The organism is Bacillus sp. FSL R5-0659 (assembly GCF_038008785.1).
Taxonomy (GTDB): Bacteria; Bacillota; Bacilli; order Bacillales; family Bacillaceae; genus Bacillus; species Bacillus safensis.
Genome location: NZ_JBBOZU010000001.1, coordinates 2,070,455 through 2,097,285, shown reverse-complemented (window position 1 = coordinate 2,097,285; position 26,831 = coordinate 2,070,455). Strand labels below are relative to the sequence as shown.

The following is a 26,831-nucleotide window of genomic DNA, read 5'->3' as shown; positions in this document are numbered from 1 at the left end:
GGAGTGAAACGCATGGGGCGATTGACAGGAAAGAGAATTTGGATTACAGGCGCATCTGGGGGCATTGGTGAAAAAATGGCGTACTTGGCAGCAGGAGAAGGCGCAGAAATCATTATTTCAGCAAGACGAACAGAAAAGCTTACAGATGTGAAAGAAAAAATTATGAGCGCTGGGGGGGTGTGTCACATCGCTCAGCTTGATGTCAGTCAGCTCGAGGACATTGATCGCGCGTATGAAGAAGTGGGGCCGGTCGATATTTTGGTCAACAATGCCGGCTTTGGTGTATTCGATCTCGTCGAAGATGCGTCCATCGAAGAAATGGTGTCGATGTTTGAGGTGAATGTGTTTGGCTTAATCGCCTGCACGAAAAAGGTCATCCCTGAGATGAAGCAAAGAGGGCAGGGACATATTATCAATATCGCATCCCAGGCAGGAAAGGTTGCGACGCCAAAATCAGCCATTTATTCCGCATCAAAGCATGCCGTTCTTGGATTTTCAAACAGCCTCAGAATGGAGCTGGCAGACTCAGGCATTCACGTGACGACAGTCAATCCAGGACCGATTGCAACAGATTTCTTTACCATCGCTGACCGCAGCGGTGAATATGTGAAGAACGTTGACTTTATGATGCTGAGTGCGGACAAGGTGGCAGGCAAAGTCGTATCTGCCATGATGACGAAAAAGAGAGAGATTAATCTGCCCGGGTGGATGAACGCTGGCAGCAAATTGTATCAGTTATTCCCATTTTTATTTGAAAAAGCAGCACGCAAAGCGTTGATGAAAAAGTAACAAAAAAGAAACCGGTTTTGAACTGGTTTCTTTTTTTGAGGTAAGGCTTCATTGCGCCACTTTCTATATCCGTCTTGCCGCTTGCTGAAGCGGGTCCCATACACTGTTGAAGGGCGGTGCATAGCTAATATCTAAATCTTCAAGATCTGTTATAGTCAGCTCCTGGTAAAGGGCAGCCGCCACGATATCGATCCGTTTATCTACACCGTTTCTGCCGATGATTTGGGCACCAAGCAAGGTATGGTCATCGCTTCTGTAGATTAGTTTCACTTTCATTTTCTGCGCATCTGGGTAATATCCTGCGTGATCCGTACTGTCAATGGTGATGGTGGAGAAAGGAATGTCCGCTGCTTTTGCTTCTTTTTCTGATAAGCCTGTTCTTCCCGCTGTCACGTCCATAAATTTCATGATGGCTGTTCCAGTCACGCCTTGAAATGCCCGGTTTGTTCCTGTCATATGAAAGCCTGCGATTCTCCCTTGTTTATTCGCAGTTGTGCCAAGCGGAATATAATCCAGTGATTTTTTGATGCGGTGATAGGTCGCCGCGCAATCACCAGCAGCATAAATGTCTTTTATATTGGTTTGCATGTATTGATTTACTGCAATAGCGCCATTTTGAAGACGCTTGATACCGGTACGATGTAAAAAGGAGGTTTGCGGAGTGACGCCGATGGCCATGATGACCATATCTGTTTGAATGGTTTGTTTGTCTGTGATAACAGCTGTGACATGTGACTTGCCTTCTAATTGCTGCACTGTTTCTCCAAGTGATACGTGAATACCCTTGGCGTCAGCCTCGTCTTTAAGATATTTTGCCATATCGGAGTCAAAGCCCGGGCCGAGTGCTGCTCCCCGCTGAATGATATGTACGTTTTTTCCGAGCGCTTTTAAATTTTCAGCCATTTCAAGGCCGATATATCCACCGCCAATGATGGTGACATGTGTGATGTCCTTTTTTAAATGGTTCAAAATGGACAGCGCATGCGGGATGGTTTTTAATACGTGTACGCCTTCTAATGGCTGAGTGTCTAAATCCAGTGTGACAGGGCTTGCTCCTGTTGCAATTAAAAGACGGTCATAGCTTTCTGTAAAAGGTTCTTTTGTTTTTGTATGATGACCCGACACTGTTTTTTGCTCTGGGTCAATGGAGGTCACTTCGTGTAAGCATCTGGCGTCAATTCCATATTTCTCACGAAAAGTTTCAGCACTGCGTGCGATCAGCTTTCTGTGATGATCAATGAGACCGCCGATCAAGTAGGGGAGTCCACACTGTCCATATGAGAAAATCTCTCCTTTCTCAAAAGCGACAATGTGTGCATTTGGATCCTCTCTATATATTTGCATAGCGCAGCTCATTCCTGCTGCATCTCCGCCAATCATCACATATTTCATTTGGTGTGCTCCCTTCTATCTATCGTACTGAATACTCTTATTTACCCTCATATCCCTTTTTTTAATGCTTTTTTTGCAAAAGAAGCAAACTTTAGTTGAAAAATAAAGACAGCGCCTTCATTTTAAGCTACAATCGGATTATCGTCTTTTTGGGTTACGAGTTTAGTGAAGATTGGTGGGAAAGACTTTGAGTGACACGCGACTAGATTTTAATACGTTATACACGCGCCATACGAGAGAGGCCTGGGCCGCTCTTGGAGAATATATGCCGGTATCTGTTTCAGAAGAGGAAGCGAGAGCGCTGCAAGGGCTAAATGACTATTTATCGCTCGAAGAAGTTCGAGATATTTACATACCGCTTATTCGTTTTCTGACATTACATGTCTTTGCAGAAAAACAAAAAAACCAGCATGTGAATGCCTTTTTAAACTACCCGCATCATGCCAAAATTCCCTTTTTAATTGGGATTGCTGGAAGTGTAGCTGTTGGGAAAAGCACAACGGCTCGTATCATTGAAACGCTTTTATCGAGGCTTGGAGATGGGCTGAAGGTAAGTCTTGTGACAACAGATGGCTTTTTATATCCTCAAAAAGAATTAAAGGATCGAGGGCTGATGGAAAAGAAAGGATTTCCAGAAAGCTACGATGTCAAAGCCCTGCTGTCTTTTTTAAATGAATTAAAATCAGGTAAACAAACTGTGCATGCCCCGGTATATTCGCATCTGACCTATGATCGGCTTGAAGGGGTGTATGAAACAGTAGAGGATGCGGATATTGTCATTATTGAAGGAATCAATGTGCTCCAATCACCAGCGCTGGATGATCTGAAGGATGAACCGCGTGTGTTTGTATCAGATTTCTTTGATTTTTCGATTTATGTAGACGCCGCTGAAACGCAAATTCAATTATGGTATAAAGAACGGTTTCGTTTGCTAAGGGAAACAGCCTTCCAAGACCCTGAATCCTTCTTTCATCAATATAAAGATTTGACGGATGAAGAGGCAGATCAGATGGCAAGCACGATTTGGAATACCGTGAATCGGCCTAATTTATATCAAAATATTTTGCCGACAAAATATCGAGCTGATCTCATTTTGAAAAAAGGTGATCAGCACAAGGTGGAAGAGATCGCCATCCGCCGGGTATAAAGAAAAAACCGCTCAAACGAGAGAGCGGTTTTTTTAATGATCTCCACTTACTTTAACAGCTACGGCCGCCGCCGATCGCTTTTTTAAACGGTAATATCCTATGAGTAAGAATGGAACGCCTGCAATGGTGATCATCGACAAGACCGTAAAAATGGAGAGGGGATGGGCTGCGCCAAAATAGTCAATGCACAGTCCGCCGACAAATGGTCCGATGACGCTGCCGAGCTGAGAAAATCCCATCGCACCAAAGTAAGATCCCTTCACTTCAGGCTTTGCAATATTGTCTACAAAAAGATCCATCATCGCAAACAGCAGAACCTCGCCAATCGTAAACACGACAATGATGAAAGCAAGCATGCCGAGACTCTGTGAAAAAGCAATGGCAAACAAACTGCCGGCAAGGAGAATATTCCCGGTGGTCAGCGACAAGATGGTGGAGTAGCGCTTCGCAATCATGATGAGCGGGTATTGTACGACAATGACAACCACTGCATTTAAAGACAAAAGATATCCAAACAGTTTAGGACCATCCTCAATCATAGGTGACGCTGATAAGTATTGAGGCAGTGTTGAGCTTAAATGCGAATACCCGAACGAACATAAGGTAACGCCGATGAGGATGATGCTAAAGACCGTATCTTTTTGAATAATGGAAAGGGCTTTTTTGACGCTGATTTGTTTTGTGCTTTCTGGAGCAGCAACTGGATGTTTTTGAAATTGCCAGGCCAGTGTTAATCCGTATAACAAATAAATAAAGGCAGCGACAAGAAATGGAAACGTTGTTTTCGATGACCCGAGATATAAGCCAAGCAGCGGGCCGAAGATTACACCAATATTAATGGCCGTATACCGTAAATTAAAAACAAATAACCGAATACTTGATGGGGTGACATCAGATAAGAGTGCTTTAGACGTCGGTTCAAACAGTGCCCGGCACAGTCCATTTAAAGCGTTCATGAGGAAGAAGACCCAAATGGCATCTGCAAACGCAAAGCCAACAAAGACAAATGACCAGCCAAAGATGGATAGAAGCATGACTTTTTTTCTGCCGATTCGGTCAGAAACATAGCCGCCGTAAAAACTCGCAACGATCCCAATAAGGGAGCTGACGGCAATGATTAACCCAGCTGAAGAAGCTGAAGCCCCTTTGACTTGTGTCAAATAAACGGCCAAAAAAGGAATGCTCATGGACGTCGCCATTCGGCCGAATATGGTGCCGATGATGATCGTCCAACTAAGTGGATGTAAAGTACGTAAATTATTTTTCATGCTGTTTCTCCCCTGAGTGTTAAGATGTTCCAATCATACATGAAAAATTGTGCAAATTAAATACACAATTTGATGGAGGAGACATCCACCATATGACAGAGGAGCTCCGAATAGCCCGCAAATTTTTTTCTGCCGATGCTTCTATGTCTTTTAGATCTGCTGATCGTACGATCACTTAAAGACCATTTAATCAAGATCAATCGCGGCAATTTGCTGCAAGGACAGGTGGAGAACATCTTCATCATTGACGATTTTGATGCGCTGCGTTTCATAATGAATGGCTTTCACCCAGCCCCAAAACTGCTGTTTCATACCTGCTGCAGCATATGTCACGCAAATCGCTTGATCCTCTGTAATCGACTGTGTGATCAAAAAATTCATTTCCTCTAGCTGATCAGTGCTCAGCGGAGGAGGCGTGTATTCTTTTTTCTTCCGTTTTTGAGCAAGCAGCTGTTCACGGTGCTCTGGGAGCATCATTCGGCTTGATTCCCACATGATGTTGTATCCAGGTGTTAATTTATTGGGATTCATGGCTGTTCGCCTCCGTTATTTGTAATGTCCACCAATTTTTTCGGCGCGGTGATACGCCTGCCCTGCGCTTGTTAGTGACGAAGCGTGCAAGAGCGCAGCAGGTCCATACTTCATATGGATGGCATCAAATACTTTGCTGAGTCTGTCTTTTTTTAAATGGTGATCAAATAAACTCAGCTGATATTGGCTGTCAGGCTGCAGCTGCGAGAGAGTAATGCCTACACTGCGAATGGGCTGGCCGTCCCAGTGCTGCTGACATAGCTGAATGGCTGCATCTGCAATATCTGTCCCGTACTGTGTGGGTGAATGGAGCTTAATTTGTCTATGAAATCCAGTCGGATGAGAAAAATCAGCGCCTCTTACGCCAACAGACACCGTTTGCCCAACATAATGCTTAAAGCGCGCACGTCTTGCCACTTCTTCACTCAATTCAAGAAGGGCGACTTTGATGTCCTCAAAGGACGCATAATCATGGGGAAGGGTCATATGATGCCCAACCGCTTTTTGCTGATCATGTGTGTGAAGAGTGACCGGGGAAGGGTCGTGTCCTAAAGCAGTTCGCTGCAGAAGCTCCCCGTTGATTCCCCAGCGCTTTTTTAGCCGGTCTAACGGATAAGTAGCAAGTGTCCCAATGGTACTGATGCCCATTCGTTTTAAATGGTGCTCCATTCGTTTACCGACGCCAAATAGTTTTCCAACCGGAAGCGGCCATAAATCAGCCGCCACCCGGTCTGCACGAAGCTCATAGATGCCAGATGTGTTTTTTTTAGCAAAATGGTCACAGGCCATTTTAGCGAGCACTTTATTAGGACCAATGCCAACACGTGCGTAAATGCCCGTCTGGTTCATAATAGTCGTTTGTATATTTTGGGCGATCTCGCGGGGTGAACCGAGTAGTGTCACACTCCCTGTAATATCGAGAAACTGTTCATCAATTGAATAGGGTTCGACAAGATCTGTGTATTGTTCAAGCAGTTCTGTCATCATGACAGAAACATCAAGGTAGCGCTGCATACGTGGACGTACGACGACGGCTTCAGGGCATTTCTCCTGTGCTTCCCATAATCTTGATGCATTTTGTACGCCCCGTTTTTTAGCGAGCGGGCAGGCCGCAAGTACGACCCCGCTCCGCCGCTCAGGATCTCCTGAGACGATGAGCGGCACATCCTTTAAATGGGGAGCCTCCACTTTTTCGACCGACGCATAAAATGACTGCATATCCACAAGCAGAATGGCTCGTTCATTCATCATTTTCACCTCTTAGAACGTATGTTCTGTATATATTTTAACCGCCAGAAGGTGAAATTGATACTGGTAAATCATTCAAAGAGAAGAGTGTAAATCCATACAAAAAAGACGAAGTGTCTCCACTTCGTCTCATCTGTGTAAAATGAGCCATTTTAAGCATGTGCCAAGTTATTGGATGCTTGGAGCGGCTCAGAACGCAAACGATAGGCCGTTAGCTTTTTCTTAGGCTTATGGGTAAACTGCCGCACCACATCCACGTGGTCATCGTAATGATACAGATAAAGGGTCACATCATGCTTGCCAAGCTTTGTTTGCATGGTAAGCGGCGCTGGTCCTTCCTGCGGATGAAGAAAACGCTCTTCGTCACCAGGATAAATATAATAACGTTCAATAAAGATCGCATCATTAAAATGTTGAATAATTTCAGATGTTCGCTGATCATCGAGTGGACGTCCTTGAAACGTCATCGTTGTTTGATCACTTGTTACTTTTGCATGCACCGCATAACGACTAAAAAGGCGTTCAACAACACCAGAAGGCAGCGAAGTGACAAGCAGCTTTAAAAGACTAAACACAACAAGTGAAGTAACAATCCAAACCAATATCATCATCTCCAATAAACTTTTGTTACATTTCTTATATGAATAATTTTAACATAACAAAAGAATGGATCTTTCGCACAAAAAGTGAACTTTTTGAAATAAGTGTGAAGATTTAAAAGGAGATGACAGCAAAAGAACGAAGAACCAACAAAGCTGAAAGGAAAAAAGGCTGATACATCACCTTTACAAACAATTGATCAGACAGGTAGACTATTGAAACAGTTGATTTTTTGTGAAACGGTACAGCTAAAAATGAAAAGGGGCGAGGCCATCATGATACGTCAAGTGAAGCCGTCAGATTTTTATGCGGTCACATCCGTCATTCAAAGCTGGTGGGGAGGCAGAGATTTGCGCGCAAAATTGCCAAAGCTATTTTTCGAACATTTTCAGCAAACAAGTTTTGTCGTTGTTGAAAAAGGTGAACTGATCGGCTTTTTAGTCGGTTTTTTATCGCAATCGCATTCAGATGAAGCGTATATTCACTTTGTGGGGGTACATCCAGACCACCGAAAATTAAAGATTGGCAAAATTCTCTATCAAGCGTTTTATGAAGCGGCTGAAAAGGAAGGAAGAACAACGATTAAGGCCATCACAGCTCCTGTCAATAAAGTCTCGATTGCTTACCATACAAAGCTCGGTTTTCAGATAGAAAAGGGAGATAAGACGGTCGATGGCATTTCAGTTTTTTCAGATTACGACGGCATTCATGAAGACAGGGTGCTGTTTGTGAAAAAGCTGGAGGCGAAAGCATGATCATTAGACAGGATCAAAAAAATAAAGAACAAGCAAAAGAGCTGTTACATATCCAATTGGCTGCATATCAGCGGGAGGCAGAGCAAATTGGCTATCAAGATTTACCGCCCTTAAAAGAAACGGTGAAAGACATAATAGAAACAAATGAGATTTTCATAGGATTTGAAAAAGAGGGGCATTTGTTAGGGATCGCTTCATATGAACTGCATGACGACCGAATCATCCTCAGCCGGTTAGCTGTGCACCCTCATCATGTCAATCAAGGAATCGGGACAGCGCTCCTGCAATCCATCATCCAGCATCAAAAAACAATTGAGCTCACAACAGCGGAAGCAAATATACCAGCAATCAAGCTTTATGAAAAACTAGGGTTTAAACAGAAGGATCGTTTGCAGGTGGAAAACAATCTGATGTTAATAAAGATGGAACGTTTGATGCTTCGAAAAGTGGAAGTGATTGAATACCAAGCGAGCTGGCCAAAACAATTTCAAGATGAGCATGATAAGCTGAAAAAGATAGTTGGCGACAACTGGGTATATGGCCATCATATTGGCAGTACGTCAGTCATAGGAATGGCGGCTAAGCCAATTATTGATATATTGCTAGAGGTGAAGCATATCAGTCGCTTAGATGAATGTAACCACCTGTTTCGTCAGCTTGGATATGAACCGCTCGGAGAAAATGGACTCAAGGGAAGACGTTTTTTTAGAAAAGGCGGCTTGAATCGAACACATCACGTTCACGCCTATGAAGCTGGACATGATGATGTAAAAAGGCATTTGGTGTTCCGAGATTATTTAAAAGCTGCACCTGATCGTGCCAAAGCCTATGCCGATAAAAAGCGTCAATTGGCAAAAACATATCCTGAAGATATGGCAAGTTATATGAAAGGAAAAGATGGGCTCATTAAAGAAATTGAACAAGAAGCGTACAATTGGTCAGAGCAGTTAAAGAAAAACGATCAGACATAAGAGCTGGCAGGACGTGAACATGTTTAATTAATGACTGATATGTTACAATGTAACAATCAACGAAAAAAGGATGTTCGGCATGTATATTCATATAACAGAACCAGCAGCAGCGTTCCTTACAAAACAACAAGCAGCGCATGAAACAAAAGAACTGCTCCTTCGATATGATTCAGATGGGTGCGGCTGTGCGGTAAGCGGTGTCCCAATGATTTGGCTCACAGGTGAAAGAACAGGCGAATGGGAAGAGCTCAAGCATAATCAGCTCTTTAAGCTGTACATACACACAGCACAAAAGGTCTTTTTTGACGAGGAAATGACGATTGATTTTAATGAAAAAGCCAACACACTTATGTTGAAAAGTCCTCAACAAATACTCAGCCCGAGAATGGGTATACTTGTAAAGTAAGGTGGAAATGTAGTGGATCAAAAGCTAAAAGTGATACAAAATACGGCACAAAATAAAACATGGGTGTCGTTTTTAAATAACAATCATCCCTATAGCCTTTTGCACTGGTCAATAGGTGGAATGGATTCGGTGAAAAAGGACGTTTGGCTTCTTCAAGATGAAGTCACATTTGAAACGGAAGAATTTCCAACGCTCGAATTAGCTGTTAATTGGATCAAAGAGAATATGGACCAAGTAACAGATGTATTATAAAAGCCCTTTTTCGAAAGGGTTTTTTTCGTGCGTTCATCATCTCATCAAACGGCACGATTGTCTAATCTGAAAAATGATCTTTTGAAGCGAAAAAAGCAGTTTTTCAACAAACAATTCGACAAAATGAGCAAGCTGGAAATAAAAAAATAAACGCTGTAAATGCCGAAAAATAGGCATTTGCAGCGTTTATTGCGGGATACCGAAAACTTTGCGAAAAATGACATTTCATATTTCTTCCATTCGAGGAAATGTGATAGAATACAACATGTATCGTATATGAGAAGGGAGGTGCTAAAGTGAATTGAAGCTCAAGCTGTCATCGCCTCAGGTTGGAATCAAAATAAACGAATGGTATAGGCAGATTTGCGGATTTCATGTGATGAAAGCAGAGAAACTGAAGGCGGAGATCGAGCAGGAAATCCTGGAGATGGAGCAGGATCAAAACTTGTTATTGTTTTACCAGCTGATGGATTTTCGCCACAAGGTAATGCTTGAATATTTTGAACCGGCAAAGAAAGCCTCGAATGATGAAGAGATTAAGAATTTGCTAGAAACGATCGAACATTCACAAACGAAATTAACGGATATGCTTGAATACTATGTTCATTTTTTCACAGGAATGTTTGAATTTGAACAGAGAAATTACTTAAGTGCCATTGCTTATTACCGCTCAGCAGAAAAAAAGCTCAATCTCATATCAGATGATATAGAAAGAGCAGAATTTTACTTTAAATTAGCAGAAATTTACTACCACATGAAACAAACCCACTTTTCGATGCACTATGCCTTGCAAGCGTTAGATACGTATTCTGCCTATAGAACGTACACGCTGAGAATCATCCACTGTGAATTTGTCATTGGTGCAAACTATGATGATTTGAAATGCTATGAACATGCATTGCCCTACTTTAAAAATGCTCTAAAGCGAGCACGCTCAATTGGAAACCCTCGAGTCATAGGTTCGGCCCTTTTCAACTTAGGTAACTGTTATTATCAAATGAACGATCTTGCGGAAGCAAGCCGTTATCTGAAAGACTCTATTGAAGTGTTTGAAAAGGAGAATTTAACCCATCTTAATCGCTCTCTAGACCCACTATTTATGCTGACACAAATCCTGTTTAAACAAAAACAAATAGAAGAGTCGTTAACCCTCTATCAACAAGGTATTATGAAGGCCTGTGAATTAGAAGATGAAATTTACATCTGCAAATTTCAGTTCTTAAAAGCATTGTACGTTGATGCAGACATAACAATCATAGACGATACATTAGACCTGCTCGAGGACAAGCGCTTATACCCAGATATTGAGGAATTGGCACTTGATGCGGCTCATTATTACAATGAGCTTGGACTGTTTGAAGTATCTACCCGGTTTTACGAAAGGAAAATTCAAGCCATATCAAAAATTCAAAATGGGGGTCATTTATATGAAAACGAGTTTGATAGTTCTTTTATTGGCAGCAACTGCAGGATTATCGGTCATGAGTCAGCAGCAATCGGAAGAGAGCCATATGGAGCTTGCGGGCAGACACCATACAACAGTGGTGACTATCGCATAAGTTAGCTCAAAAAGAGGGGACGAACTGCTGTTCATTCTCCTCTTTTATTTTCATTCAATTCAAATCTTTGAAAAAATGCTTGAATTTCTTGCTCATAAGCTTCCTTATTTTCGCTAAAAGACATTGCATGCGCACCGTGTGGCGCAATAAATAACTGTTTGTCTCCCTTTTTTTGTGCATATAACTGCTGACTTTGCTCACAGGGGATATAGTCGTCATGGCGGCTATGAATAAAAAGTACAGGTTCTTTCACCCGATCGATCACATCAAGAGGGGAAACTTGCCGGATGCGGTATCCGTCCCGCCATTTTAACACTTGATCGCTTAGTGGAAGAATCCATTGCCCTGAAAGGCGAAAATCTGTTTTTAATCGATACATAAGCTGGTCCTCAAATGAAGCAAAAGGGCAGTCTGCTATGTAAAAATTGGCGTTTGCTTCCGGCTTTGCGGCATATAACAAGGTCGTGACTGCACCCATTGATTCTCCGTGTATTCCAATGATGGCACTTTCTCCGAGTCTTTGTCTGAGCCACTTTACGATCTTTGCTAGATCTTCTTTTTCATAATATCCATAACTCGTGGTTTTCCCGCCGCTCATCCCATGTCTTCTATGATCATAAAGCAGCACATTCCACCCGAGCTTTTGGAATAATTTCATATACTTAACGGAATTAATCAAACTGACTGTCACACCGTGGCAAAGTACGATTGTGCGTGTTGTATGAGGATACGGTACAAAATAGCCATGTAGATTATAACCAAATGCTGAAGGAATACACACTTTCTCTTTCTTAAGCTGCTGAAATTCCTCGTGATGATAATGGCCTCCATCTGATTCTCGTTTGATGAGCTCTTCATTCGTTAATTTTCGAATATACATCATTTTATTGGTGAAAAAAATGCCGATTAAGCGAGTGGACATAATATGAAGGCAAATATAGCAATCCATTTCTTCATCTAGCCGATTCTTCCTTTCCAGAGTTTTTTCTATGACGATCATACCACATCTTGGTAGATGGGCGTGCCTCTTGCTCAGAAAATAAAACGGATGATACACTAAGTCAAAAGGAGAGAGGCACAATGAAAAAGACCAAGCAGGATCAAGCGAAATTAAAGGACGGCATAAAGGACGATGTCAAACAGCAGCTTCTTCAAATGAAACAGAACCTTGCCGTCGAAACAGAAAAAAGAGAAGAACAAAAACGACAAGACCTCCTTCGGCAGCAGAAAGAAAAAGAAAAAAATAAAAGCTTTTCAGAGCTGCTAGATGAAAGCCATTTAGACTGGAGAAAGTATAAAAGCTAAAAAAGGGAGCAATGATGCTTCCTTTTTTTCATGTCATCATCCTTGAGATAGATCCACAGAGTCCTTAAATAGAAAAGCATTTTTGCCTCCTTCACATCACTTCATTTCAGAATCGTGACAGTATGTTTGTTTTTTACAGTCAAACGAAACGAAATCCCATAACTTATGTTTGAAACAGAAGTAAAAAGGTGAGTATTGATTTATTTAAATTCCTTTTTATTGAAAATATGGTCATTGAGACCCTTTTGGTGGAGGATATTTCTTCTTATAATGAAGATGTATTACAAAATTTGGTAATGGAGATGATTCACGTGAAATTGAGAAAAACAATGGCTGGAGTCGCTTTATCTTTAGGATTGCTTTTACCTGTTTCTGGACAAACTCTTGCAACAAATGCGGATGTGAGTACAAAGGCTACGTCAATTGTAGGTTGCGCTGATGCTTCTTTTGAAGTAAAACCTAATAGAATATGTATGCATTCAAATAATGGCGTTTTTGCAAATAGTTTCAACCAATTCGGTATTACATATTATTTTAAAGGCAAATCTGGAAATTATGCATATTACGAAAGTGCAAGATAAGACAACGGGGCTTTTAGCCCCTCCTTATTTTATATAGAGAAAAACATAAAAAAAATGTAGAAAAACATGAGTTTTTCTACATTCTGACGAGATCAAATGATGTGATTTTTTCTTATTAGGATCGGTGCGCTTCATACACAAACGGTTTTGTATAGTAAGTTACTGCTTTGACTTCTTGGTCGCTTAAAGAACGTGCATTTGCTGCTGCTATGTTTTCTTTTAACTGATCCACCGAGCTCGCGCCAAATACAACGGAACTGACCGCAGAATGTTTCAGTACATATTGAATGGACAGTTCGGTGAGGGACAGGTCATAAGCGACTTTCTTTAAAGAAGGAATGATCTGCTGGAGCTCTTCAAATGAATATTGAAGATAGCCGTTTTTTTGAATCGCTGCACTTACTTGAGAAAGTGGTTTTTCAGTTAATAATCCTTTCGCTAAAGGACCTCTTGCGACGACGCTAATGCTTTGTTCTTCAAGAAGAGAGAACCATTCTTCCGGGCGGCGGTCGAGTAAGCTATATTGCATCATCACGCTTACGATATTGGACTTTTTGGCATATTCTTTAATGACATTTGGGCGGATAGATGAAATGCCATAATAGCGAATAACGCCTTCCTCTACTAATTCTTCAAAAGCCTCAATCGTTTCATCAATGGGGTCATCAATCGTGCCTCCATGCAATTGATATAAATCAATATAATCTGTTTGAAGCCGCTTGAGGCTTTGTTTTACTGCTTCCTTTATGTACGCCTTTGAAGGGTCCCAGTCCCAGCCTGGTTTGCCTTTTTCAAAGCGGTTGCCGCCTTTTGTCGCCAAAATCAAATCTTGCCGTCTATTTTTGATGGCTTCCCCAACAATTTCCTCATTTGTCCCAAAATCATATAAATCGGCTGTATCCAAATAGTTAATTCCGAGATCAATGGCCTCATCTAATAAAGAGAGCGCTTTTTCTTTATCAGTCCCAAGAGACATGCATCCTAGTGCCGCCTCGCTCACTAAAAGATCTGAGGTGCCAATACGTCTTTTTTTCAATTCCATCACACTCCTATCCTTTCACATTAAGTGAAAAAAATCAGGAATTCAAGCTAGGTGATTTCAAATGGCGCATTGAAGCAAGCGTTTCGCTTTTCGCTTCTCTTAAATCATCTATGTTAAAATAAATGAAGTAAAAAGTGAAAGTAGAACGAGGAGCTGACAAAATTGAAGGACTTTGAAGAAAAAACATTATCGTCGAAAGAATTATACAACGGAAAAATCATTGATTTGGTACTTGAAGATGTAGAATTGCCTAACGGAAAACAAGGCAAACGCGAAATCATTAAACATCCTGGTGCAGTAGCTGTCATTGCACGTACAGACGAAAATAAAATCATCTTGGTCAAACAATACCGTAAAGCACTAGAGAGAGCCATCGTTGAAATTCCGGCTGGAAAACTAGAAAAAGGGGAAGAGCCGGCACATACAGCATTAAGAGAATTAGAAGAAGAAACAGGATATACAACTCAGCAGCTTCAAAAGCTGACGGCCTTTTATACATCACCTGGTTTTGCAGATGAAATTGTTCACATTTATCTAGCAGATCAGCTAGTTCCGCTTGAAGAAAAAAGAGAGCTGGATGAAGATGAATTTGTCGAAGTAATGGAAGTTTCATTAGAAGAAGCCTTGCACCTCATTGAAGATCAGCATATTTACGATGCAAAAACAGCCTATGCCATTCAATACTTACAACTGCAAGAGGTACTTGAGTCAACAAAATGAAGGAATTTTTTGCCGACATCCATATTCATATTGGCAGAACAAGAACAGGCAGAGCTGTCAAAATTACAGGTGCAAGGTCATTGACAATTGACCAAATTCTCATTGAAGCTGCAGAAAGTAAAGGGATGGGGATGATTGGTGTGATAGATGCACAATCTCCAGAAGTCTTAGAAGAGTTAATAGAGGGTGTAGAGGAAGGCCGGTACACGGAACTAAATGACGGCGGTCTATCATTTGGACCGACAGTGCTGCTTTTAGGCAGTGAATTAGAAATCAATGATGACCATTCAAAGGGTCCGATTCATGTGCTGGCATTTATGCCTACACTACACAAAATGTCTGAGTTCTCCGCATGGCTTTCGCTTCATATGAAAAATGTGCATTTGAGTTCACAGCGCCTCTATGTTGATGGGAAAACACTTCAGCGCAAAGTAAAGGAGCTAGGAGGATTGTTTATTCCTGCTCATATTTTTACGCCGCATAAAAGTCTATACGGCAAAGGGGTCAGCACTTCTTTAACGGAAGTATTTGATCCTGATCTTATTGATGCTGTTGAGCTTGGTCTTAGCTGTGATACGTCAATGGCGTCCCAGCTGAGTGAGCTGAACCGGTATCCCTTTTTAACGAATTCAGATGCTCATTCTTTAGGGAAAATCGCGCGAGAATATACAAAAATCAAAATGGATCATGCCTCTTTTGCCGAATTCAAGCTAGCCCTTGAAGAAAAAGATGGTAGAGTTGTCACAGGAAATTATGGACTTGCTCCGCGGCTTGGGAAGTATTATCATACGACCTGCGAGAAATGCGGGATAAGACCTTACGCATCAGATCAGGAAGAGTGCCACGAATGCGGACATACCCGGATGACAAAAGGAGTAAGTGAGCGTTTAAAAGAGCTTGCTGACCAAGAAAGTGAAAAAAGAATGAGACCTCCTTATGTTCATCAGCTCCCGCTCCAGTTTATTCCGGGTGTTGGACCTAAAACGCTGGAGAAGCTAAAAGCCGTGTTTCACACAGAGATGAATATTCTGCATCAAGCAACAGAACAAGAACTAAAAGCCGTTTTGCCAGAAAAGACAGCGGGCTACATCATCAAAGCAAGAAAGGGCGAAGTCGGACTAATCGCTGGTGGAGGCGGAGTGTACGGTAAGGTGGATATCAATCATGAGTCACATTAAATGGACATGTCAAACGTTTGAACAATTGTCAAAAGAGGATCTTTACTTGATTCTTATGGAAAGAGTTAACGTGTTTGTTGTAGAACAAACATGTCCTTACCCTGAAATTGATCACAGGGATCAAGAAGCAATTCATCTCATCGCAAAAGAGAATGGTACCATTGTGGCTTATTGCCGAATTTTTCAAAACGGGATCGTGTACAAAGAGGCGTCCATCGGCCGTGTTCTTGTGACGCAGGCCGGCCGGAAAAAAGGGTATGGAAAGATGCTGCTCATCAAGGCTTTGGAAAAGCTTAATGAACTAGGTGAAACAAGTGTCAAAATACAGGCGCAAGCCTACCTGAAGTCATTTTACGAATCATTTGGTTTCAAGGTCGTCTCAGATGTTTATGATGAAGATGGGATTCCGCATTTTGATATGATAAAAACAGAAAGATAGACGTATTTACGTCTATCTCAGCGTGTAGACAAACCCTTGCATTCGTTGTCAGGTCTGCGCTCCGGTGCTCACGAATGTCAAATTCGCTCCGCAAAGGTAGCCGCCCTTCCTAGACTGCAAAGGTTTTCTATCACGCTGAAAAGAAGACAAAGGGCTAAAATTAAGATCATTTTAGCCCTTTGTCAACAATCTGAGATAGACGTATTTACGTCTATCTTTTTTATGTAACATCGTGTATCATAACGTCAACGAAAGGGGTTTTGCCAAATGGGAAAAAGCAAAGCAAAGAAAAAACGAGAGCATATCCAAAGGCAGCACAGCCGTAATCCAGAACTGTCGAGAGGAAACATGCCGCATTTTAGCACACACGAAAGGAAGACAAAAACAAAACAAGAAGTCTTGCAGCACATGATGAAAAAACATAAAGGACGAAATGCTTATGATCACTATCAAGAGGATCATAAGCATTTTTATTTTGCTTTTTTGTGACAACTAGATCAAATAAATGGAAAAATTTTAAAAAATAGGACAAACGGTCGTTTCTTTTTGTCTAAAAATGTAGTTAAATGACAAAAAGAAACGAAAGGGAGAGTGAGTATCGTGAACGTCAAGTCATTTGGAGCAGGGCTTTGTATGGCAAGTGTGCTTGTGGCATCGGTCATGTTTGGCGCGTCAGATATTTCTGCAAAGGAGCAAGCAAAAAAAGAGTACATGATCGGCTTTTCTTCTTCCGTTCAAGACAAAATACAAAAACAGCTTGTAGAAGAAGCTGGCGGGCATGTGAAAGAATCCATAGAGCAAATAGATATGATGAAAGTGTCGTTGAATGAGACATCGAAAAAGAAACTGAATGAAGCAAAAGAAGTGACCTTCATTGAGGAAGATCAAAAAGCAAAAACAAGCAGTCAAACTGTTCCATATGGCATCAAAAGCATCAAAGCACAAAAGGTACATAAACAAGGATACGCTGGACAGAATGTCAAAGTAGCAGTTCTTGACAGCGGGATCGACGGCAAACATGAGGATTTACATGTCACCGGCGGGGTGAGCTTTGTACCGACAGAGTCCGATCCGCTTGTAGATCCGCATAAACATGGCACGCATGTGGCAGGGACAATTGCCGCTTTAGATAATAAGGTAGGTGTCGTTGGTGTTGCGCCAAAAGCCTCTATCTATGCTGTTAAGGTGGCAGATGAAAATGGTGACGGCTACTATAGCTGGATCATAAAAGGGATTGAATGGGCCATTGAGAATGACATGGATGTCATCAATATTAGTATGGGGGGAGCAAGTGAATCTGAGGCGCTGAAAGAAGCGGTAGATCGAGCGTATGATAAAGGGATTCTCATTGTGGCTTCTGCGGGGAATGAAGGAAGTTATGGATCTCTCAATACGATTGACTATCCGGCTAAATACAGCTCCGTGATGGCTGTTGCCTCTGTTGACCAAAAAAAGCAAAGAGCTTTTGATTCATCTGTTGGCGAAGAACTGGAAGTCTCAGCACCAGGCGTTTCAACGCTGAGCACCATTCCTCATAACGAATATGGCTACATGAGCGGAACGTCAATGGCATCACCGCATGTAACGGGCGCTGCAGCTGTCATTCTATCAAAACATCCGAATCTGACAAACGATGAAGTGCGTGAGAGACTGTCAAAAACGGCGACAAAACTTGGAGAACCTTTTTATTACGGTGCCGGGCTTGTGAACGTACAAAAAGCCGCACGATAAATGAAAAAGAGAAAGCAGTGAGCAGGCTGCTTTCTCTTTTTTCTTTCAATAAAACTGTCATGTTTCGTAATCTCTCTCATAGAATCTAGTAACCTTACGATTTGGGAGGAAGACACATGCGGAAAAAGTCTTGGAAGGAGCATCTTCTTCAGCACGTAAAAGATCATCTCTCGATTTATTTATTTGTCTCTGTACTCTTTTTAATGGGTGTGATCTTCGGTGCCATCATTGTCAATAGCATGACATTCAGCCAGAAAGAGGATTTATTCTATTATTTAAATCAATTTTTTGGTCAGCTGACGAATGAGAAAGCAGCAGAATCAAAAGAAATGTTTTTACAAAGCTTCCTGCATCATATGAAATATTTAGGCCTTATGTGGATACTGGGAATATCCATTATTGGTCTGCCGCTCATCTTTCTCATGATCTTTTTAAAAGGAATTGTTGTTGGATTTACTGTTGGTTTTCTCGTGAATCAAATGGGGCTGAGTGGATTTTTTCTCTCGTTTGTATCGGTGCTTCCGCAAAACATTCTGCTTATTCCAGCCTATTTAGTGATTGGCACCTGTGCGATTGCGTTTTCCATCCGTCTCATTGGACAGCTCTTCATGAAAAAAACCATCAGTCAAGCACCCGTCCAGTGGTTTGGCCGGTATGCATCGGTTCTGCTGATGATTTTAGCGCTTGCTGCACTTTCATCTTTTTTTGAATCGTACATATCATTCATGCTCATGAAAAAGCTGGCAGGCGTTCTTTTATAATTGTTATTAATTAATAATCAATTTATTTATCAATTTAAAATGATTATAGTTGGCTCTCAGCACATCATTTGATATAATGATCAAGTAATGTGGCGTAGGAGGGAAAGTCAATGGAAAATAGGATTGATCGAATTAAGAAACAGCTTCATTCTTCCAGCTACAAGCTCACGCCACAGCGTGAAGCCACAGTAAGAGTACTGCTTGAGAATGAAGAAGACCATTTAAGTGCAGAAGATGTATACCTCCTCGTAAAAGAGAAGTCTCCTGAAATTGGTCTTGCTACTGTTTATCGGACGTTAGAATTGCTCACTGAACTGAAAGTTGTTGATAAAATTAACTTTGGAGACGGCGTTTCGCGTTATGATCTTCGCAAAGAAGGAGCCGCTCACTTCCATCACCATCTTGTCTGCATGGAATGCGGAACAGTCGATGAGATAGAAGATGATTTATTAGAAGATGTCGAAGAGATTATTGAACGTGACTGGAAATTTAAAATTAAGGATCATAGATTGACATTCCATGGTATTTGCCACCGGTGTCATGATGATGAATCCGGCAAATAATCCGAATTGGAACCTTTTCATTTAAGATGAAGAGGTTTTTTGCATTTTCGCTGTATATTCCTTGTCCTACCTGGCATATGCTGAAGTAATGAGAAGGTGAGAAAGGACTTGAAGATCATGCGAAAATGGCTCAAAACAACAGGCGAAGTGATCAAAGTATTTATCTTGTTCACAGGTTTTACCGTCCTGTTCTATTATGCTATGATATGGATAAATTCAGAATATGAAAGCTACCATCGTTATGATAAACCAGAGGGTGCAGCAATTAAAGTGATGGAAATGGATCAGCCGAATCAAGACAATTGGCAAGACCGATTGATTTATTTTTATCAAAACGGGGAGTAGAAATCATTGAACGATCAATTATCCGACTTTATTCATTTTATGACCGTAGAGAGAGGACTCTCTGAAAATACCATTGTTTCTTATAAAAGAGATTTGCAGAACTACTTGTCTTTTTTAATGACACATGAACAGCTGACGGATATTAGCGATGTCACGCGCCTGCATATCATTCATTATTTAAAGCAGTTAAAAGAGGAAGGGAAATCGAGTAAAACGTCTGTACGGCATCTATCTTCGATCCGTTCCTTTCATCAATTTCTGCTTCGGGAAAAAGTGACAACGGATGACCCGTCATGGAACATTGAAACGCAAAAAACAGAGCGAACATTACCGAAAGTTCTATCATTAGGGGAGGTCGAAAAGCTGCTTGATACACCAAATCAGCACACTCCCTTTGACTACCGAGACAAAGCAATGCTTGAGCTCTTATATGCAACCGGCATTCGCGTTAGTGAAATGCTGGATCTGACTCTTGCAGATGTGCACCTCACAATGGGTTTTATCCGCTGTTTTGGAAAAGGAAGAAAAGAGCGAATTGTGCCAATCGGTGAAGCTGCTGCAAGCGCAATTGAAGAATATATTGAAAAGGGAAGAAGCAAGCTGTTAAAAAAACAGCCGTCCGATGCCTTGTTTCTCAATCATCACGGGAAAAAAATGTCGCGCCAAGGCTTTTGGAAGAACTTAAAAAAACGAGCCATTGAAGCAGGGATTCAAAAGGAACTGACGCCTCATACGCTCAGACATTCATTTGCTACACACCTGCTTGAAAACGGTGCGGACTTAAGAGCTGTACAGGAGATGCTCGGACATGCCGATATCTCAACAACACAAATTTATACACATGTGACGAAAACAAGACTGAAAGATGTGTATCACAAATTCCATCCAAGGGCATAAGTAAAGCATGACACGATGAATGGGTGTCATGCTTTTTCATCTTTACGCCGTTTATGGTTGTCAACTGGCTTGTAAACGGTTTATACTTGAGATGTCTGACCTCTTACTGTTTGTAAGGTCAAAAGACAAGAATATTGAAGGAGGCGCTTTTTAATGCCTGATTATCAGTATAAACGCATTTTCCTCGTCGTAATGGATTCAGTAGGGATTGGGGAAGCACCAGATGCTGCTGATTTTAATGATGTAGGTGCAGATACACTTGGACATATTGCTGAAAAAATGAACGGGCTTCATATGCCGAATATGGCGAAGCTTGGGCTGAGTCATATTAAAGAAATCAAAGGAATTCCAGCGGATGAAAAACCGCTTGCGTATTATGGAAAAATGCAAGAAGCATCAAATGGTAAAGACACAATGACAGGGCACTGGGAAATCATGGGTCTTTACATAGACACACCGTTCAAAGTCTTTCCAGACGGATTCCCAGATGAACTATTAAATGAATTAAAAGAAAAAACTGGCCGAGGTATTATTGGAAATAAACCTGCGTCTGGTACGGAAATTTTAGATGAGCTTGGCGAAGAGCACATGAATACAGGCGATTTAATCGTTTATACATCTGCGGATTCTGTGCTGCAAATTGCTGCGCACGAAGAAGTTGTGCCATTAGATGAGCTTTACCGTATTTGTGAAATTGCCCGTGAACTCACATTAGATGAAAAATATATGGTTGGACGGATTATCGCTCGTCCGTTTGTCGGAGAGCCTGGTGCTTTTGTTAGAACGCCAAACCGTCATGATTATGCGTTAAAACCATTTGACCGTACAGTCATGAATGAACTGAAAGATGATGGGCTCGATGTCATTGCGATCGGAAAAATCTCTGATATTTATGACGGCGAAGGAATCACATCATCTCTTAGAACAAAATCGAACATGGATGGAATGGACAAGCTGGTCGATACACTTAAAACAGACTTTACAGGACTCAGCTTTTTGAACCTTGTTGATTTTGACGCTCTTTACGGACATAGAAGAGATCCAGAGGGTTATGGAAAAGCATTAGAGGAATTTGACGCACGTCTTCCTGAAGTGTTTGACCTGTTGAAAGAGGATGATCTTCTTGTGATCACAGCAGATCATGGAAATGACCCGGTTCATCACGGAACAGATCATACAAGAGAATACGTTCCGCTCATTGCTTACAGCAAAAAGCATCAGGAAGCAAATGAACTGCCAACAGCAAAAACATTTGCTGATCTTGGGGCAACCGTTGCCGATAATTTCAAGATAGCGATGCCAAAATACGGAACAAGCTTTTTATCTAAACTCAAATAGGGGGAAATCTCGTGGGAGCACAGTTTTCAGAAGCGGCGGCATATATTAAACAAGCATCGACATATGTACCAACAGTTGGATTGATTTTAGGATCAGGGCTTGGCATTTTAGCAGATGAGATTGAAAATCCAATCAAAATTAAATATGAAGATATTCCCGGATTCCCTGTTTCAACAGTAGAAGGACATGCGGGGCAGCTCGTGATCGGAACGCTGAAAGGCACTGTCGTTTGCGCGATGCAAGGACGTTTTCATTTCTATGAAGGATATGATATGAAGCAAGTGACGTTTCCTGTCCGTGTGATGAAAGAAATTGGTATTGAAACATGCATTGTCACAAATGCAGCCGGCGGAGTGAATACGTCATTCCGTCCAGGAGATCTCATGCTGATCACAGATCATATCAATATGATGGGAACCAATCCATTAATTGGCCCAAATGACAGTCAAGGCGTTCGTTTCCCTGATATGTCTGCACCGTACGATAAAGAATTGCTGGCACTTGCAGCAGAAACAGCCCAGCGTTTAGGTATATCTGTACAGCAAGGGGTTTATGCAGGGATGACAGGCCCTTCATATGAAACACCTGCTGAAGTTCGTTTCCTAAGAACACTTGGAGCAGATGCGGTAGGAATGTCGACTGTTCCAGAAGTCATTGTTGCGCGTCATGCAGGAATCAAAGTACTTGGCATTTCATGCATTTCCAATGCGGCATCTGGTATTTTGGATCAGCCGCTGTCACATGATGAAGTGATCGAAGTAACGGAAAAAGTGAAAGCAAGTTTTCTTGATTTAGTAAAAGACATTGTCAAACAACTTTCATAGCATGTGTCCAGAAGCCTTCTGCTACCCAAGCAGAAGGCTTTTTTTATTTGCAATCATACGATCTCTGAATAAAACAGCCTGTATGAGGAAAAAATAGAAAGGATTACGATAATGGAGGTCTGCCACTTGAAACGTCATATATGTGCATTGTTTATTTTAATGATCCTTATCTCAATGGTTTCACCATCTGCGACAGCAAAAGAAAAGATTGAAAAACCAGGAGAAAAACAAACATCAGAATTGGCACACGAAGCCAAATCAGCGATCTTAATAGAACGTGACACGGGAAAGGTGCTTTACAACAAAAACAGCGATGAAAAGCTTGCACCCGCAAGTATGACCAAAATCATGACGATGCTTCTGATCATGGAAGCTATAGATCACGGTAAACTGAAAATGACAGACAAGGTCAGAACGAGCGACTATGCAGCGTCCATGGGAGGGTCGCAAATCTTCCTTGAACCAGGAGAAGAAATGACCGTGAAAGAAATGCTGAAAGGTATTGCGATTGCGTCAGGAAATGATGCTTCAGTTGCCATGGCAGAGCATATTGCAGGATCTGAAGAACAGTTCGTAGAGCAGATGAACAAAAAGGCGAAAGAGCTTGGCCTCACCTCAACAGTCTTTCAAAACCCAACAGGGCTCCCTGAAAAAGACCACTACAGCACAGCTCACGATATGGCAATAATGGCAAAAGAGCTGTTGAAATATGAACAAATCACAAAATTCACAGGTGTCTACGAAGACTATCTACGACAAAACACAGATAAAAAATTCTGGCTTGTAAACACAAACCGTCTGATTAAATTTTATCCAGGTGTCGATGGGGTGAAAACCGGTTTTACAGGTGAAGCGAAATACTGTTTAACTGCATCTGCTAAAAAAGGCAACATGCGCGTCATTGCGGTTGTTTTCGGCGCAAGCACCCCGAAAGACAGAAACGCTCAGGTAGTCAAAATGCTGGACTACGCATTTAGTCAATATACGACTCATCCGCTTTACAAACGAGGGCAAGATGTGGCGGAGGTCAAAGTGAGCAAAGGGAAAAAGAAAAATATTCAGCTCGTTACTTCTGAACCGATCTCCCTTCTAACGAAAAAAGGCGAAAATGTGGATCAGATCAAAAAAGAAATCAAATTGTCTCATGATGTCAAGGCTCCATTTTCAAAAGGAACGGAACTTGGTACGATCGTCTTGAAAAAAGATGGAAAAGTGCTGCATGAAAGTCCTGTAGAAGCAAAAGAAGGAATGGAAAAGGCAGGCATTTGGACTTTCTTCAAACGAGCAATGGCTGATTTTGTGAAATGGAAATAAAAGGAGAAAGGCTGCTGGAATGGGCAGTCTTTTTGCTATGAGGAAAAAGAAAAGAACATCTAAATGTGACGAATGGTCACTAGTTTTGTCATGGTGAAGGATTTGCTTCTTATAAAAGAGAAACACTCTTTATCCGAAATAGAGCAAGGAGGAATAAAAAGATGAGCCTTGGTATTGATTTTCAAGTAAAAGAGAGCGTACTTTGCATTCGGTTAACAGGAGAGCTCGATCATCACTCCGCAGAAACATTGAGACAAAAGGTGACGAATTATTTGGAAACAGAGGACATTCGCCACATTGTGCTGAATCTGGCTGATTTATCGTTTATGGACAGCTCTGGACTCGGAGTGATTTTAGGAAGATATAAAGAGATTAAGCAGCTTGGCGGAGAAATGGTCGTCTGTGCCATCTCGCCAGCAGTGAATCGGTTATTTGATATGTCTGGTTTGTTTAAAATCATTCGTATGGAGCCTTCAGAGCAAACGGCTTTGCAAACATTGGGGGTGGCGTCATGAGAAATGAAATGAATCTAACTTTTTCGGCATTAAGCCAAAATGAATCGTTTGCGAGGGTGACAGTCGCGGCGTTTATCGCTCAGCTTGATCCGACTTTAGATGAATTAACAGAAATCAAGACCGTCGTATCCGAGGCAGTGACAAACTCCATCATCCATGGCTATGATGGGAATCCAGATGGCAAGGTGCATATCCATGTCACATTAGATGACCATGTCGTCTACCTCACCATCCGTGACGAAGGCATGGGTATTACCGATCTTGAGGAAGCAAGACAGCCGCTATTTACAACAAAACCAGACTTAGAGCGCTCTGGAATGGGCTTTACCATCATGGAAAATTTTATGGATGATGTCATGGTGGACTCATCTCCAGAAATGGGCACGACCATCCGTTTAACAAAGCATCTATCAAAAAGCAAAGCGCTTTGTAATTAAAGGAGCTGCTCATATGGATGTGGAGGTAAAAAAGCAAGCTAAAAAAGCCCAGCTGTCAAATGATGAAGTCAAAGAGCTCATCAAAAAAAGCCAAGACGGTGATCAGCAAGCAAGAGACCTCCTCGTAGAAAAAAACATGCGTCTTGTTTGGTCCGTTGTTCAGCGCTTTTTAAATAGGGGATATGAACCAGATGATCTGTTTCAGATTGGCTGTATTGGACTGCTGAAATCTGTGGATAAATTTGATTTGTCATATGATGTAAAGTTTTCAACTTACGCCGTCCCAATGATCATCGGGGAAATTCAGCGATTCATTCGGGATGATGGGACGGTTAAAGTGAGCCGGTCATTAAAGGAACTCGGAAATAAAATTCGGCGGGCAAGGGATGAATTGTCTAAGTCTCATGGAAGAATGCCGACCGTGCAAGAAATTGCCGAATACCTTGATATCACACCAGAGGATGTCGTCCTCGCCCAAGAAGCGGTCCGCTCACCATCATCCATTCATGAAACAGTGTATGAAAATGATGGGGATCCGATAACATTGCTTGATCAAATTGCCGATCATTCTGAAGAAAGATGGTTTGACAAAATTGCTCTGAAAGAAGCGATCAAGGAATTAGAAGAAAGGGAAAAACTCATTGTGTATTTAAGGTATTATAAAGACCAGACACAATCTGAGGTTGCAGAAAGACTTGGCATTTCACAGGTGCAAGTCTCACGGCTTGAAAAGAAAATTTTAAAGCAAATCCAAATGCAAATGGATCAAAAAGACAGCTAGCCAATTCGGCTGGCTTTTTTTGTGTGGTAATTACCGGTAAATCAAGTTCTATCAGTATGAGAACCATTTTTCACCACATACTATTTTTAACCCCTCGTATAGGAAGTGACTTGGATGGACGGACAAATCTTTATTCGGCTGCGCCATCGAATCAAGACCGGAATAGATCAGCTCATTTATTTAGAGGATGTCGCCCAAATCACTGGTGATGAGTTTGCTGTGCAAAAGCTTAGCAAAATGCCGGTGTATCATGTCAGCAAAAAGGATCGTCACATCGCCGTTCTTGATATCATGCATGTCGTCAAAACGATCAAAAAAACGTGGCCGGATATCGACATTCAAACCGTTGGCGGCTCTGAGGCCATTGTTGAAATTGATACAGGCAAACGCCAGCTTTCTCCCGTTTTATTTGTGTTTGTATGGCTTCTATTATTTGTCGGAGCGGCGCTTGCCATTATGAATTTCCACGAGGATGTCAGTATGCGGCTCGTTCATATCCGCCTATATGAAATGATCACAGGGAAAACGGTTGAGCATCCGTATTTATTACAAATTCCATATAGTTTTGGACTCGGCTTTGGCATGATTTTGTTTTTCAATCATGTATTTAAAAAGCGTTTAAATGAAGAACCAAGTCCGCTCGAAGTGGAAATGTTTAAATATCAGCTCGATCTCGATCATTATGTCGCACTCAATGAAAATAAAGAAACATTGAAGGATATCCATGATCGGTAAATGGCTTTTTGTCGTACTCGTTGGACTTGGCGGCGGTTTAACAGTCGGAGCAGGATTTGTGGCATTTCTTACAGTGCTTGGCATCATTCCCCGCTTAATGCAATTAACCAAAACGCAGCGCTTCATACAAGGGTACGAGGCGGCAGTCATTAGCGGAGCGGTTGTTGGCGGCTGGGCCACCTTAAGTCAAATACATCTGCATTTAACCAAATGGCTGGCGCTGCCGGTCGGTCTTTTATCAGGCATCTTTGTCGGCATGCTTGCAGCTGCACTTACTGAAGTATTAAATGTACTTCCTATATTAACGAAAAGAATTGGAATGGACGGGAAAATTGTTTTGCTGCTCATGGCCATCGTCTTAGGAAAGATATTTGGTTCACTATTTCATTGGCTTATTTATATTTAA

Annotated in this window: 32 protein-coding genes and 1 pseudogene; 26 read left to right on the top strand and 7 right to left on the bottom strand. The window is 41.6% G+C overall.

Going from position 1 to position 26,831, the window contains the following annotated elements:
• Window positions 1-12 precede the first annotated feature (12 nt).
• Window positions 13-789 (top strand): SDR family NAD(P)-dependent oxidoreductase, encoded by a 777-nt coding sequence (locus NSQ72_RS10640; RefSeq protein ID WP_341084001.1) that lies wholly within the window; start codon window positions 13-15, stop codon window positions 787-789.
• Window positions 790-852: 63 nt separating this feature from the next.
• On the opposite strand, the gene NSQ72_RS10635 is transcribed toward NSQ72_RS10640, so the two are convergent.
• Window positions 853-2,181, bottom strand: a complete 1,329-nt coding sequence (locus NSQ72_RS10635; protein ID WP_144464509.1) for a CoA-disulfide reductase — start codon at window positions 2,179-2,181, stop codon at window positions 853-855.
• Window positions 2,182-2,368: 187 nt separating this feature from the next.
• Between NSQ72_RS10635 and coaA the strand changes: the two genes are divergently transcribed.
• Window positions 2,369-3,328: a type I pantothenate kinase gene (gene coaA / locus NSQ72_RS10630; RefSeq protein WP_039179731.1), complete on the top strand. Its 960-nt coding sequence runs from the start codon at window positions 2,369-2,371 to the stop codon at window positions 3,326-3,328.
• Between the two features lie 33 nt (window positions 3,329-3,361).
• Here coaA and NSQ72_RS10625 read toward each other — a convergent pair whose 3' ends face one another.
• The 4 genes from NSQ72_RS10625 to NSQ72_RS10610 all read right to left on the bottom strand — a co-directional run bounded on the left by NSQ72_RS10625 (window position 3,362) and on the right by NSQ72_RS10610 (window position 6,978).
• Window positions 3,362-4,597, bottom strand: a complete 1,236-nt coding sequence (locus tag NSQ72_RS10625) for an MDR family MFS transporter (protein WP_039179728.1) — start codon at window positions 4,595-4,597, stop codon at window positions 3,362-3,364.
• Window positions 4,598-4,783: 186 nt separating this feature from the next.
• Window positions 4,784-5,128 carry a YolD-like family protein gene (locus tag NSQ72_RS10620; RefSeq protein ID WP_047202242.1) on the bottom strand — a complete coding sequence of 115 codons (345 nt, stop codon included), beginning with the start codon at window positions 5,126-5,128 and terminating at the stop codon, window positions 4,784-4,786.
• A gap of 15 nt (window positions 5,129-5,143) precedes the next feature.
• A complete protein-coding gene (locus NSQ72_RS10615; RefSeq protein WP_039179722.1) occupies window positions 5,144-6,376 on the bottom strand; it encodes a DNA polymerase IV in 1,233 nt (410 codons plus the stop codon).
• A gap of 152 nt (window positions 6,377-6,528) precedes the next feature.
• A complete protein-coding gene (locus NSQ72_RS10610) occupies window positions 6,529-6,978 on the bottom strand; it encodes a YfmQ family protein (protein ID WP_064497564.1) in 450 nt (149 codons plus the stop codon).
• Between the two features lie 273 nt (window positions 6,979-7,251).
• Between NSQ72_RS10610 and NSQ72_RS10605 the strand changes: the two genes are divergently transcribed.
• From NSQ72_RS10605 to NSQ72_RS10585, 5 genes are all read left to right on the top strand, one after another.
• Window positions 7,252-7,731 (top strand): GNAT family N-acetyltransferase, encoded by a 480-nt coding sequence (locus tag NSQ72_RS10605; RefSeq protein ID WP_024428048.1) that lies wholly within the window; start codon window positions 7,252-7,254, stop codon window positions 7,729-7,731.
• Window positions 7,728-8,702: a GNAT family N-acetyltransferase gene (locus NSQ72_RS10600; protein WP_341084000.1), complete on the top strand. Its 975-nt coding sequence runs from the start codon at window positions 7,728-7,730 to the stop codon at window positions 8,700-8,702. The genes NSQ72_RS10605 and NSQ72_RS10600 overlap by 4 nt, the downstream gene beginning before the upstream one ends.
• Before the next feature lie 79 nt (window positions 8,703-8,781).
• On the top strand, window positions 8,782-9,108 hold the full coding sequence (locus NSQ72_RS10595; RefSeq protein WP_047202238.1) for an iron-sulfur cluster biosynthesis family protein: 327 nt from the start codon (window positions 8,782-8,784) through the stop codon (window positions 9,106-9,108).
• A 12-nt stretch (window positions 9,109-9,120) separates the two neighbouring features.
• Window positions 9,121-9,360, top strand: a complete 240-nt coding sequence (locus tag NSQ72_RS10590; protein WP_024422884.1) for a YqkC family protein — start codon at window positions 9,121-9,123, stop codon at window positions 9,358-9,360.
• Window positions 9,361-9,661: 301 nt separating this feature from the next.
• Window positions 9,662-10,924, top strand: coding sequence for a response regulator aspartate phosphatase (locus NSQ72_RS10585; RefSeq protein ID WP_024428051.1), 1,263 nt, complete (start codon window positions 9,662-9,664; stop codon window positions 10,922-10,924).
• Between the two features lie 26 nt (window positions 10,925-10,950).
• On the opposite strand, the pseudogene NSQ72_RS10580 reads toward NSQ72_RS10585, so the two are convergent.
• A pseudogene (locus NSQ72_RS10580) lies at window positions 10,951-11,876 on the bottom strand (alpha/beta hydrolase).
• Between the two features lie 123 nt (window positions 11,877-11,999).
• Between NSQ72_RS10580 and NSQ72_RS10575 the strand changes: the two are divergent.
• Window positions 12,000-12,224 (top strand): YqkE family protein, encoded by a 225-nt coding sequence (locus NSQ72_RS10575; RefSeq protein ID WP_039179706.1) that lies wholly within the window; start codon window positions 12,000-12,002, stop codon window positions 12,222-12,224.
• A gap of 188 nt (window positions 12,225-12,412) precedes the next feature.
• Window positions 12,413-12,805, top strand: a complete 393-nt coding sequence (locus tag NSQ72_RS10570; RefSeq protein WP_235354765.1) for an LCI fold-containing protein — start codon at window positions 12,413-12,415, stop codon at window positions 12,803-12,805.
• Window positions 12,806-12,920: 115 nt separating this feature from the next.
• Here NSQ72_RS10570 and NSQ72_RS10565 read toward each other — a convergent pair whose 3' ends face one another.
• On the bottom strand, window positions 12,921-13,841 hold the full coding sequence (locus tag NSQ72_RS10565; protein ID WP_341083999.1) for an aldo/keto reductase: 921 nt from the start codon (window positions 13,839-13,841) through the stop codon (window positions 12,921-12,923).
• A gap of 168 nt (window positions 13,842-14,009) precedes the next feature.
• Between NSQ72_RS10565 and NSQ72_RS10560 the strand changes: the two genes are divergently transcribed.
• The 17 genes from NSQ72_RS10560 to NSQ72_RS10480 all read left to right on the top strand — a co-directional run bounded on the left by NSQ72_RS10560 (window position 14,010) and on the right by NSQ72_RS10480 (window position 26,831).
• Window positions 14,010-14,567 (top strand): NUDIX hydrolase, encoded by a 558-nt coding sequence (locus tag NSQ72_RS10560; protein WP_039179704.1) that lies wholly within the window; start codon window positions 14,010-14,012, stop codon window positions 14,565-14,567.
• Window positions 14,564-15,745, top strand: a complete 1,182-nt coding sequence (locus NSQ72_RS10555; protein ID WP_341083997.1) for a TIGR00375 family protein — start codon at window positions 14,564-14,566, stop codon at window positions 15,743-15,745. The genes NSQ72_RS10560 and NSQ72_RS10555 overlap by 4 nt, the downstream gene beginning before the upstream one ends.
• Window positions 15,732-16,184, top strand: a complete 453-nt coding sequence (locus tag NSQ72_RS10550) for a GNAT family N-acetyltransferase (protein WP_039179697.1) — start codon at window positions 15,732-15,734, stop codon at window positions 16,182-16,184. Before NSQ72_RS10555 ends, NSQ72_RS10550 begins: the two co-directional genes overlap by 14 nt.
• A gap of 267 nt (window positions 16,185-16,451) precedes the next feature.
• Window positions 16,452-16,673 carry a hypothetical protein gene (locus tag NSQ72_RS10545; protein ID WP_039179694.1) on the top strand — a complete coding sequence of 74 codons (222 nt, stop codon included), beginning with the start codon at window positions 16,452-16,454 and terminating at the stop codon, window positions 16,671-16,673.
• 111 nt (window positions 16,674-16,784) lie between these two features.
• On the top strand, window positions 16,785-17,915 hold the full coding sequence (locus NSQ72_RS10540; protein WP_082672218.1) for a S8 family peptidase: 1,131 nt from the start codon (window positions 16,785-16,787) through the stop codon (window positions 17,913-17,915).
• A 116-nt stretch (window positions 17,916-18,031) separates the two neighbouring features.
• Window positions 18,032-18,676, top strand: a complete 645-nt coding sequence (gene spoIIM, locus NSQ72_RS10535) for a stage II sporulation protein M (protein ID WP_047204127.1) — start codon at window positions 18,032-18,034, stop codon at window positions 18,674-18,676.
• Between the two features lie 110 nt (window positions 18,677-18,786).
• Window positions 18,787-19,239: a ferric iron uptake transcriptional regulator gene (gene fur / locus NSQ72_RS10530; RefSeq protein WP_003215577.1), complete on the top strand. Its 453-nt coding sequence runs from the start codon at window positions 18,787-18,789 to the stop codon at window positions 19,237-19,239.
• A 117-nt stretch (window positions 19,240-19,356) separates the two neighbouring features.
• Window positions 19,357-19,584: a YqzK family protein gene (locus NSQ72_RS10525; protein WP_024428058.1), complete on the top strand. Its 228-nt coding sequence runs from the start codon at window positions 19,357-19,359 to the stop codon at window positions 19,582-19,584.
• Between the two features lie 6 nt (window positions 19,585-19,590).
• Complete coding sequence (gene xerD / locus NSQ72_RS10520) at window positions 19,591-20,481, top strand: site-specific tyrosine recombinase XerD (RefSeq protein WP_039179686.1); 891 nt, start codon at window positions 19,591-19,593, stop codon at window positions 20,479-20,481.
• A 153-nt stretch (window positions 20,482-20,634) separates the two neighbouring features.
• Window positions 20,635-21,819: a phosphopentomutase gene (gene deoB / locus NSQ72_RS10515; protein WP_039179683.1), complete on the top strand. Its 1,185-nt coding sequence runs from the start codon at window positions 20,635-20,637 to the stop codon at window positions 21,817-21,819.
• Between the two features lie 11 nt (window positions 21,820-21,830).
• Window positions 21,831-22,643: a purine-nucleoside phosphorylase gene (locus NSQ72_RS10510; RefSeq protein WP_047204125.1), complete on the top strand. Its 813-nt coding sequence runs from the start codon at window positions 21,831-21,833 to the stop codon at window positions 22,641-22,643.
• Window positions 22,644-22,802: 159 nt separating this feature from the next.
• Window positions 22,803-23,957 carry a D-alanyl-D-alanine carboxypeptidase family protein gene (locus NSQ72_RS10505; protein ID WP_445285752.1) on the top strand — a complete coding sequence of 385 codons (1,155 nt, stop codon included), beginning with the start codon at window positions 22,803-22,805 and terminating at the stop codon, window positions 23,955-23,957.
• 161 nt (window positions 23,958-24,118) lie between these two features.
• Entirely contained in the window at window positions 24,119-24,472 is a 354-nt protein-coding gene (gene spoIIAA / locus NSQ72_RS10500; protein WP_024422866.1) for an anti-sigma F factor antagonist, read from the top strand.
• Window positions 24,469-24,909 carry an anti-sigma F factor gene (spoIIAB, locus tag NSQ72_RS10495; protein WP_024422865.1) on the top strand — a complete coding sequence of 147 codons (441 nt, stop codon included), beginning with the start codon at window positions 24,469-24,471 and terminating at the stop codon, window positions 24,907-24,909. Before spoIIAA ends, spoIIAB begins: the two co-directional genes overlap by 4 nt.
• Window positions 24,910-24,922: 13 nt before the next feature.
• The gene (sigF, locus tag NSQ72_RS10490; RefSeq protein ID WP_024422864.1) at window positions 24,923-25,690 is read left to right on the top strand and encodes an RNA polymerase sporulation sigma factor SigF; all 768 of its coding nucleotides are present in this window, start codon (window positions 24,923-24,925) and stop codon (window positions 25,688-25,690) included.
• A 114-nt stretch (window positions 25,691-25,804) separates the two neighbouring features.
• Window positions 25,805-26,425 carry a stage V sporulation protein AA gene (locus tag NSQ72_RS10485; protein ID WP_144464521.1) on the top strand — a complete coding sequence of 207 codons (621 nt, stop codon included), beginning with the start codon at window positions 25,805-25,807 and terminating at the stop codon, window positions 26,423-26,425.
• Window positions 26,415-26,831, top strand: a complete 417-nt coding sequence (locus NSQ72_RS10480) for a stage V sporulation protein AB (RefSeq protein WP_039179670.1) — start codon at window positions 26,415-26,417, stop codon at window positions 26,829-26,831. Before NSQ72_RS10485 ends, NSQ72_RS10480 begins: the two co-directional genes overlap by 11 nt.

Excerpts from the sequence above, each read along its gene's own strand:
- NSQ72_RS10640 (WP_341084001.1), top strand. The coding sequence starts at position 13 with ATGGGGCGATTGACAGGAAAGAGAATTTGGATTACAGGCGCATCTGGG.
- NSQ72_RS10635 (WP_144464509.1), bottom strand. The coding sequence starts at position 2,181 with ATGAAATATGTGATGATTGGCGGAGATGCAGCAGGAATGAGCTGCGCT.
- NSQ72_RS10625 (WP_039179728.1), bottom strand. The coding sequence starts at position 4,597 with ATGAAAAATAATTTACGTACTTTACATCCACTTAGTTGGACGATCATC.
- NSQ72_RS10620 (WP_047202242.1), bottom strand. The coding sequence starts at position 5,128 with ATGAATCCCAATAAATTAACACCTGGATACAACATCATGTGGGAATCA.
- NSQ72_RS10615 (WP_039179722.1), bottom strand. The coding sequence starts at position 6,376 with ATGAATGAACGAGCCATTCTGCTTGTGGATATGCAGTCATTTTATGCG.
- NSQ72_RS10605 (WP_024428048.1), top strand. The coding sequence starts at position 7,252 with ATGATACGTCAAGTGAAGCCGTCAGATTTTTATGCGGTCACATCCGTC.
- NSQ72_RS10600 (WP_341084000.1), top strand. The coding sequence starts at position 7,728 with ATGATCATTAGACAGGATCAAAAAAATAAAGAACAAGCAAAAGAGCTG.
- NSQ72_RS10595 (WP_047202238.1), top strand. The coding sequence starts at position 8,782 with ATGTATATTCATATAACAGAACCAGCAGCAGCGTTCCTTACAAAACAA.
- NSQ72_RS10575 (WP_039179706.1), top strand. The coding sequence starts at position 12,000 with ATGAAAAAGACCAAGCAGGATCAAGCGAAATTAAAGGACGGCATAAAG.
- NSQ72_RS10555 (WP_341083997.1), top strand. The coding sequence starts at position 14,564 with ATGAAGGAATTTTTTGCCGACATCCATATTCATATTGGCAGAACAAGA.
- NSQ72_RS10550 (WP_039179697.1), top strand. The coding sequence starts at position 15,732 with ATGAGTCACATTAAATGGACATGTCAAACGTTTGAACAATTGTCAAAA.
- NSQ72_RS10545 (WP_039179694.1), top strand. The coding sequence starts at position 16,452 with ATGGGAAAAAGCAAAGCAAAGAAAAAACGAGAGCATATCCAAAGGCAG.
- spoIIM (WP_047204127.1), top strand. The coding sequence starts at position 18,032 with ATGCGGAAAAAGTCTTGGAAGGAGCATCTTCTTCAGCACGTAAAAGAT.
- fur (WP_003215577.1), top strand. The coding sequence starts at position 18,787 with ATGGAAAATAGGATTGATCGAATTAAGAAACAGCTTCATTCTTCCAGC.
- NSQ72_RS10525 (WP_024428058.1), top strand. The coding sequence starts at position 19,357 with ATGCGAAAATGGCTCAAAACAACAGGCGAAGTGATCAAAGTATTTATC.
- deoB (WP_039179683.1), top strand. The coding sequence starts at position 20,635 with ATGCCTGATTATCAGTATAAACGCATTTTCCTCGTCGTAATGGATTCA.
- NSQ72_RS10505 (WP_445285752.1), top strand. The coding sequence starts at position 22,803 with ATGATCCTTATCTCAATGGTTTCACCATCTGCGACAGCAAAAGAAAAG.
- spoIIAA (WP_024422866.1), top strand. The coding sequence starts at position 24,119 with ATGAGCCTTGGTATTGATTTTCAAGTAAAAGAGAGCGTACTTTGCATT.
- spoIIAB (WP_024422865.1), top strand. The coding sequence starts at position 24,469 with ATGAGAAATGAAATGAATCTAACTTTTTCGGCATTAAGCCAAAATGAA.
- sigF (WP_024422864.1), top strand. The coding sequence starts at position 24,923 with ATGGATGTGGAGGTAAAAAAGCAAGCTAAAAAAGCCCAGCTGTCAAAT.
- NSQ72_RS10485 (WP_144464521.1), top strand. The coding sequence starts at position 25,805 with ATGGACGGACAAATCTTTATTCGGCTGCGCCATCGAATCAAGACCGGA.
- NSQ72_RS10480 (WP_039179670.1), top strand. The coding sequence starts at position 26,415 with ATGATCGGTAAATGGCTTTTTGTCGTACTCGTTGGACTTGGCGGCGGT.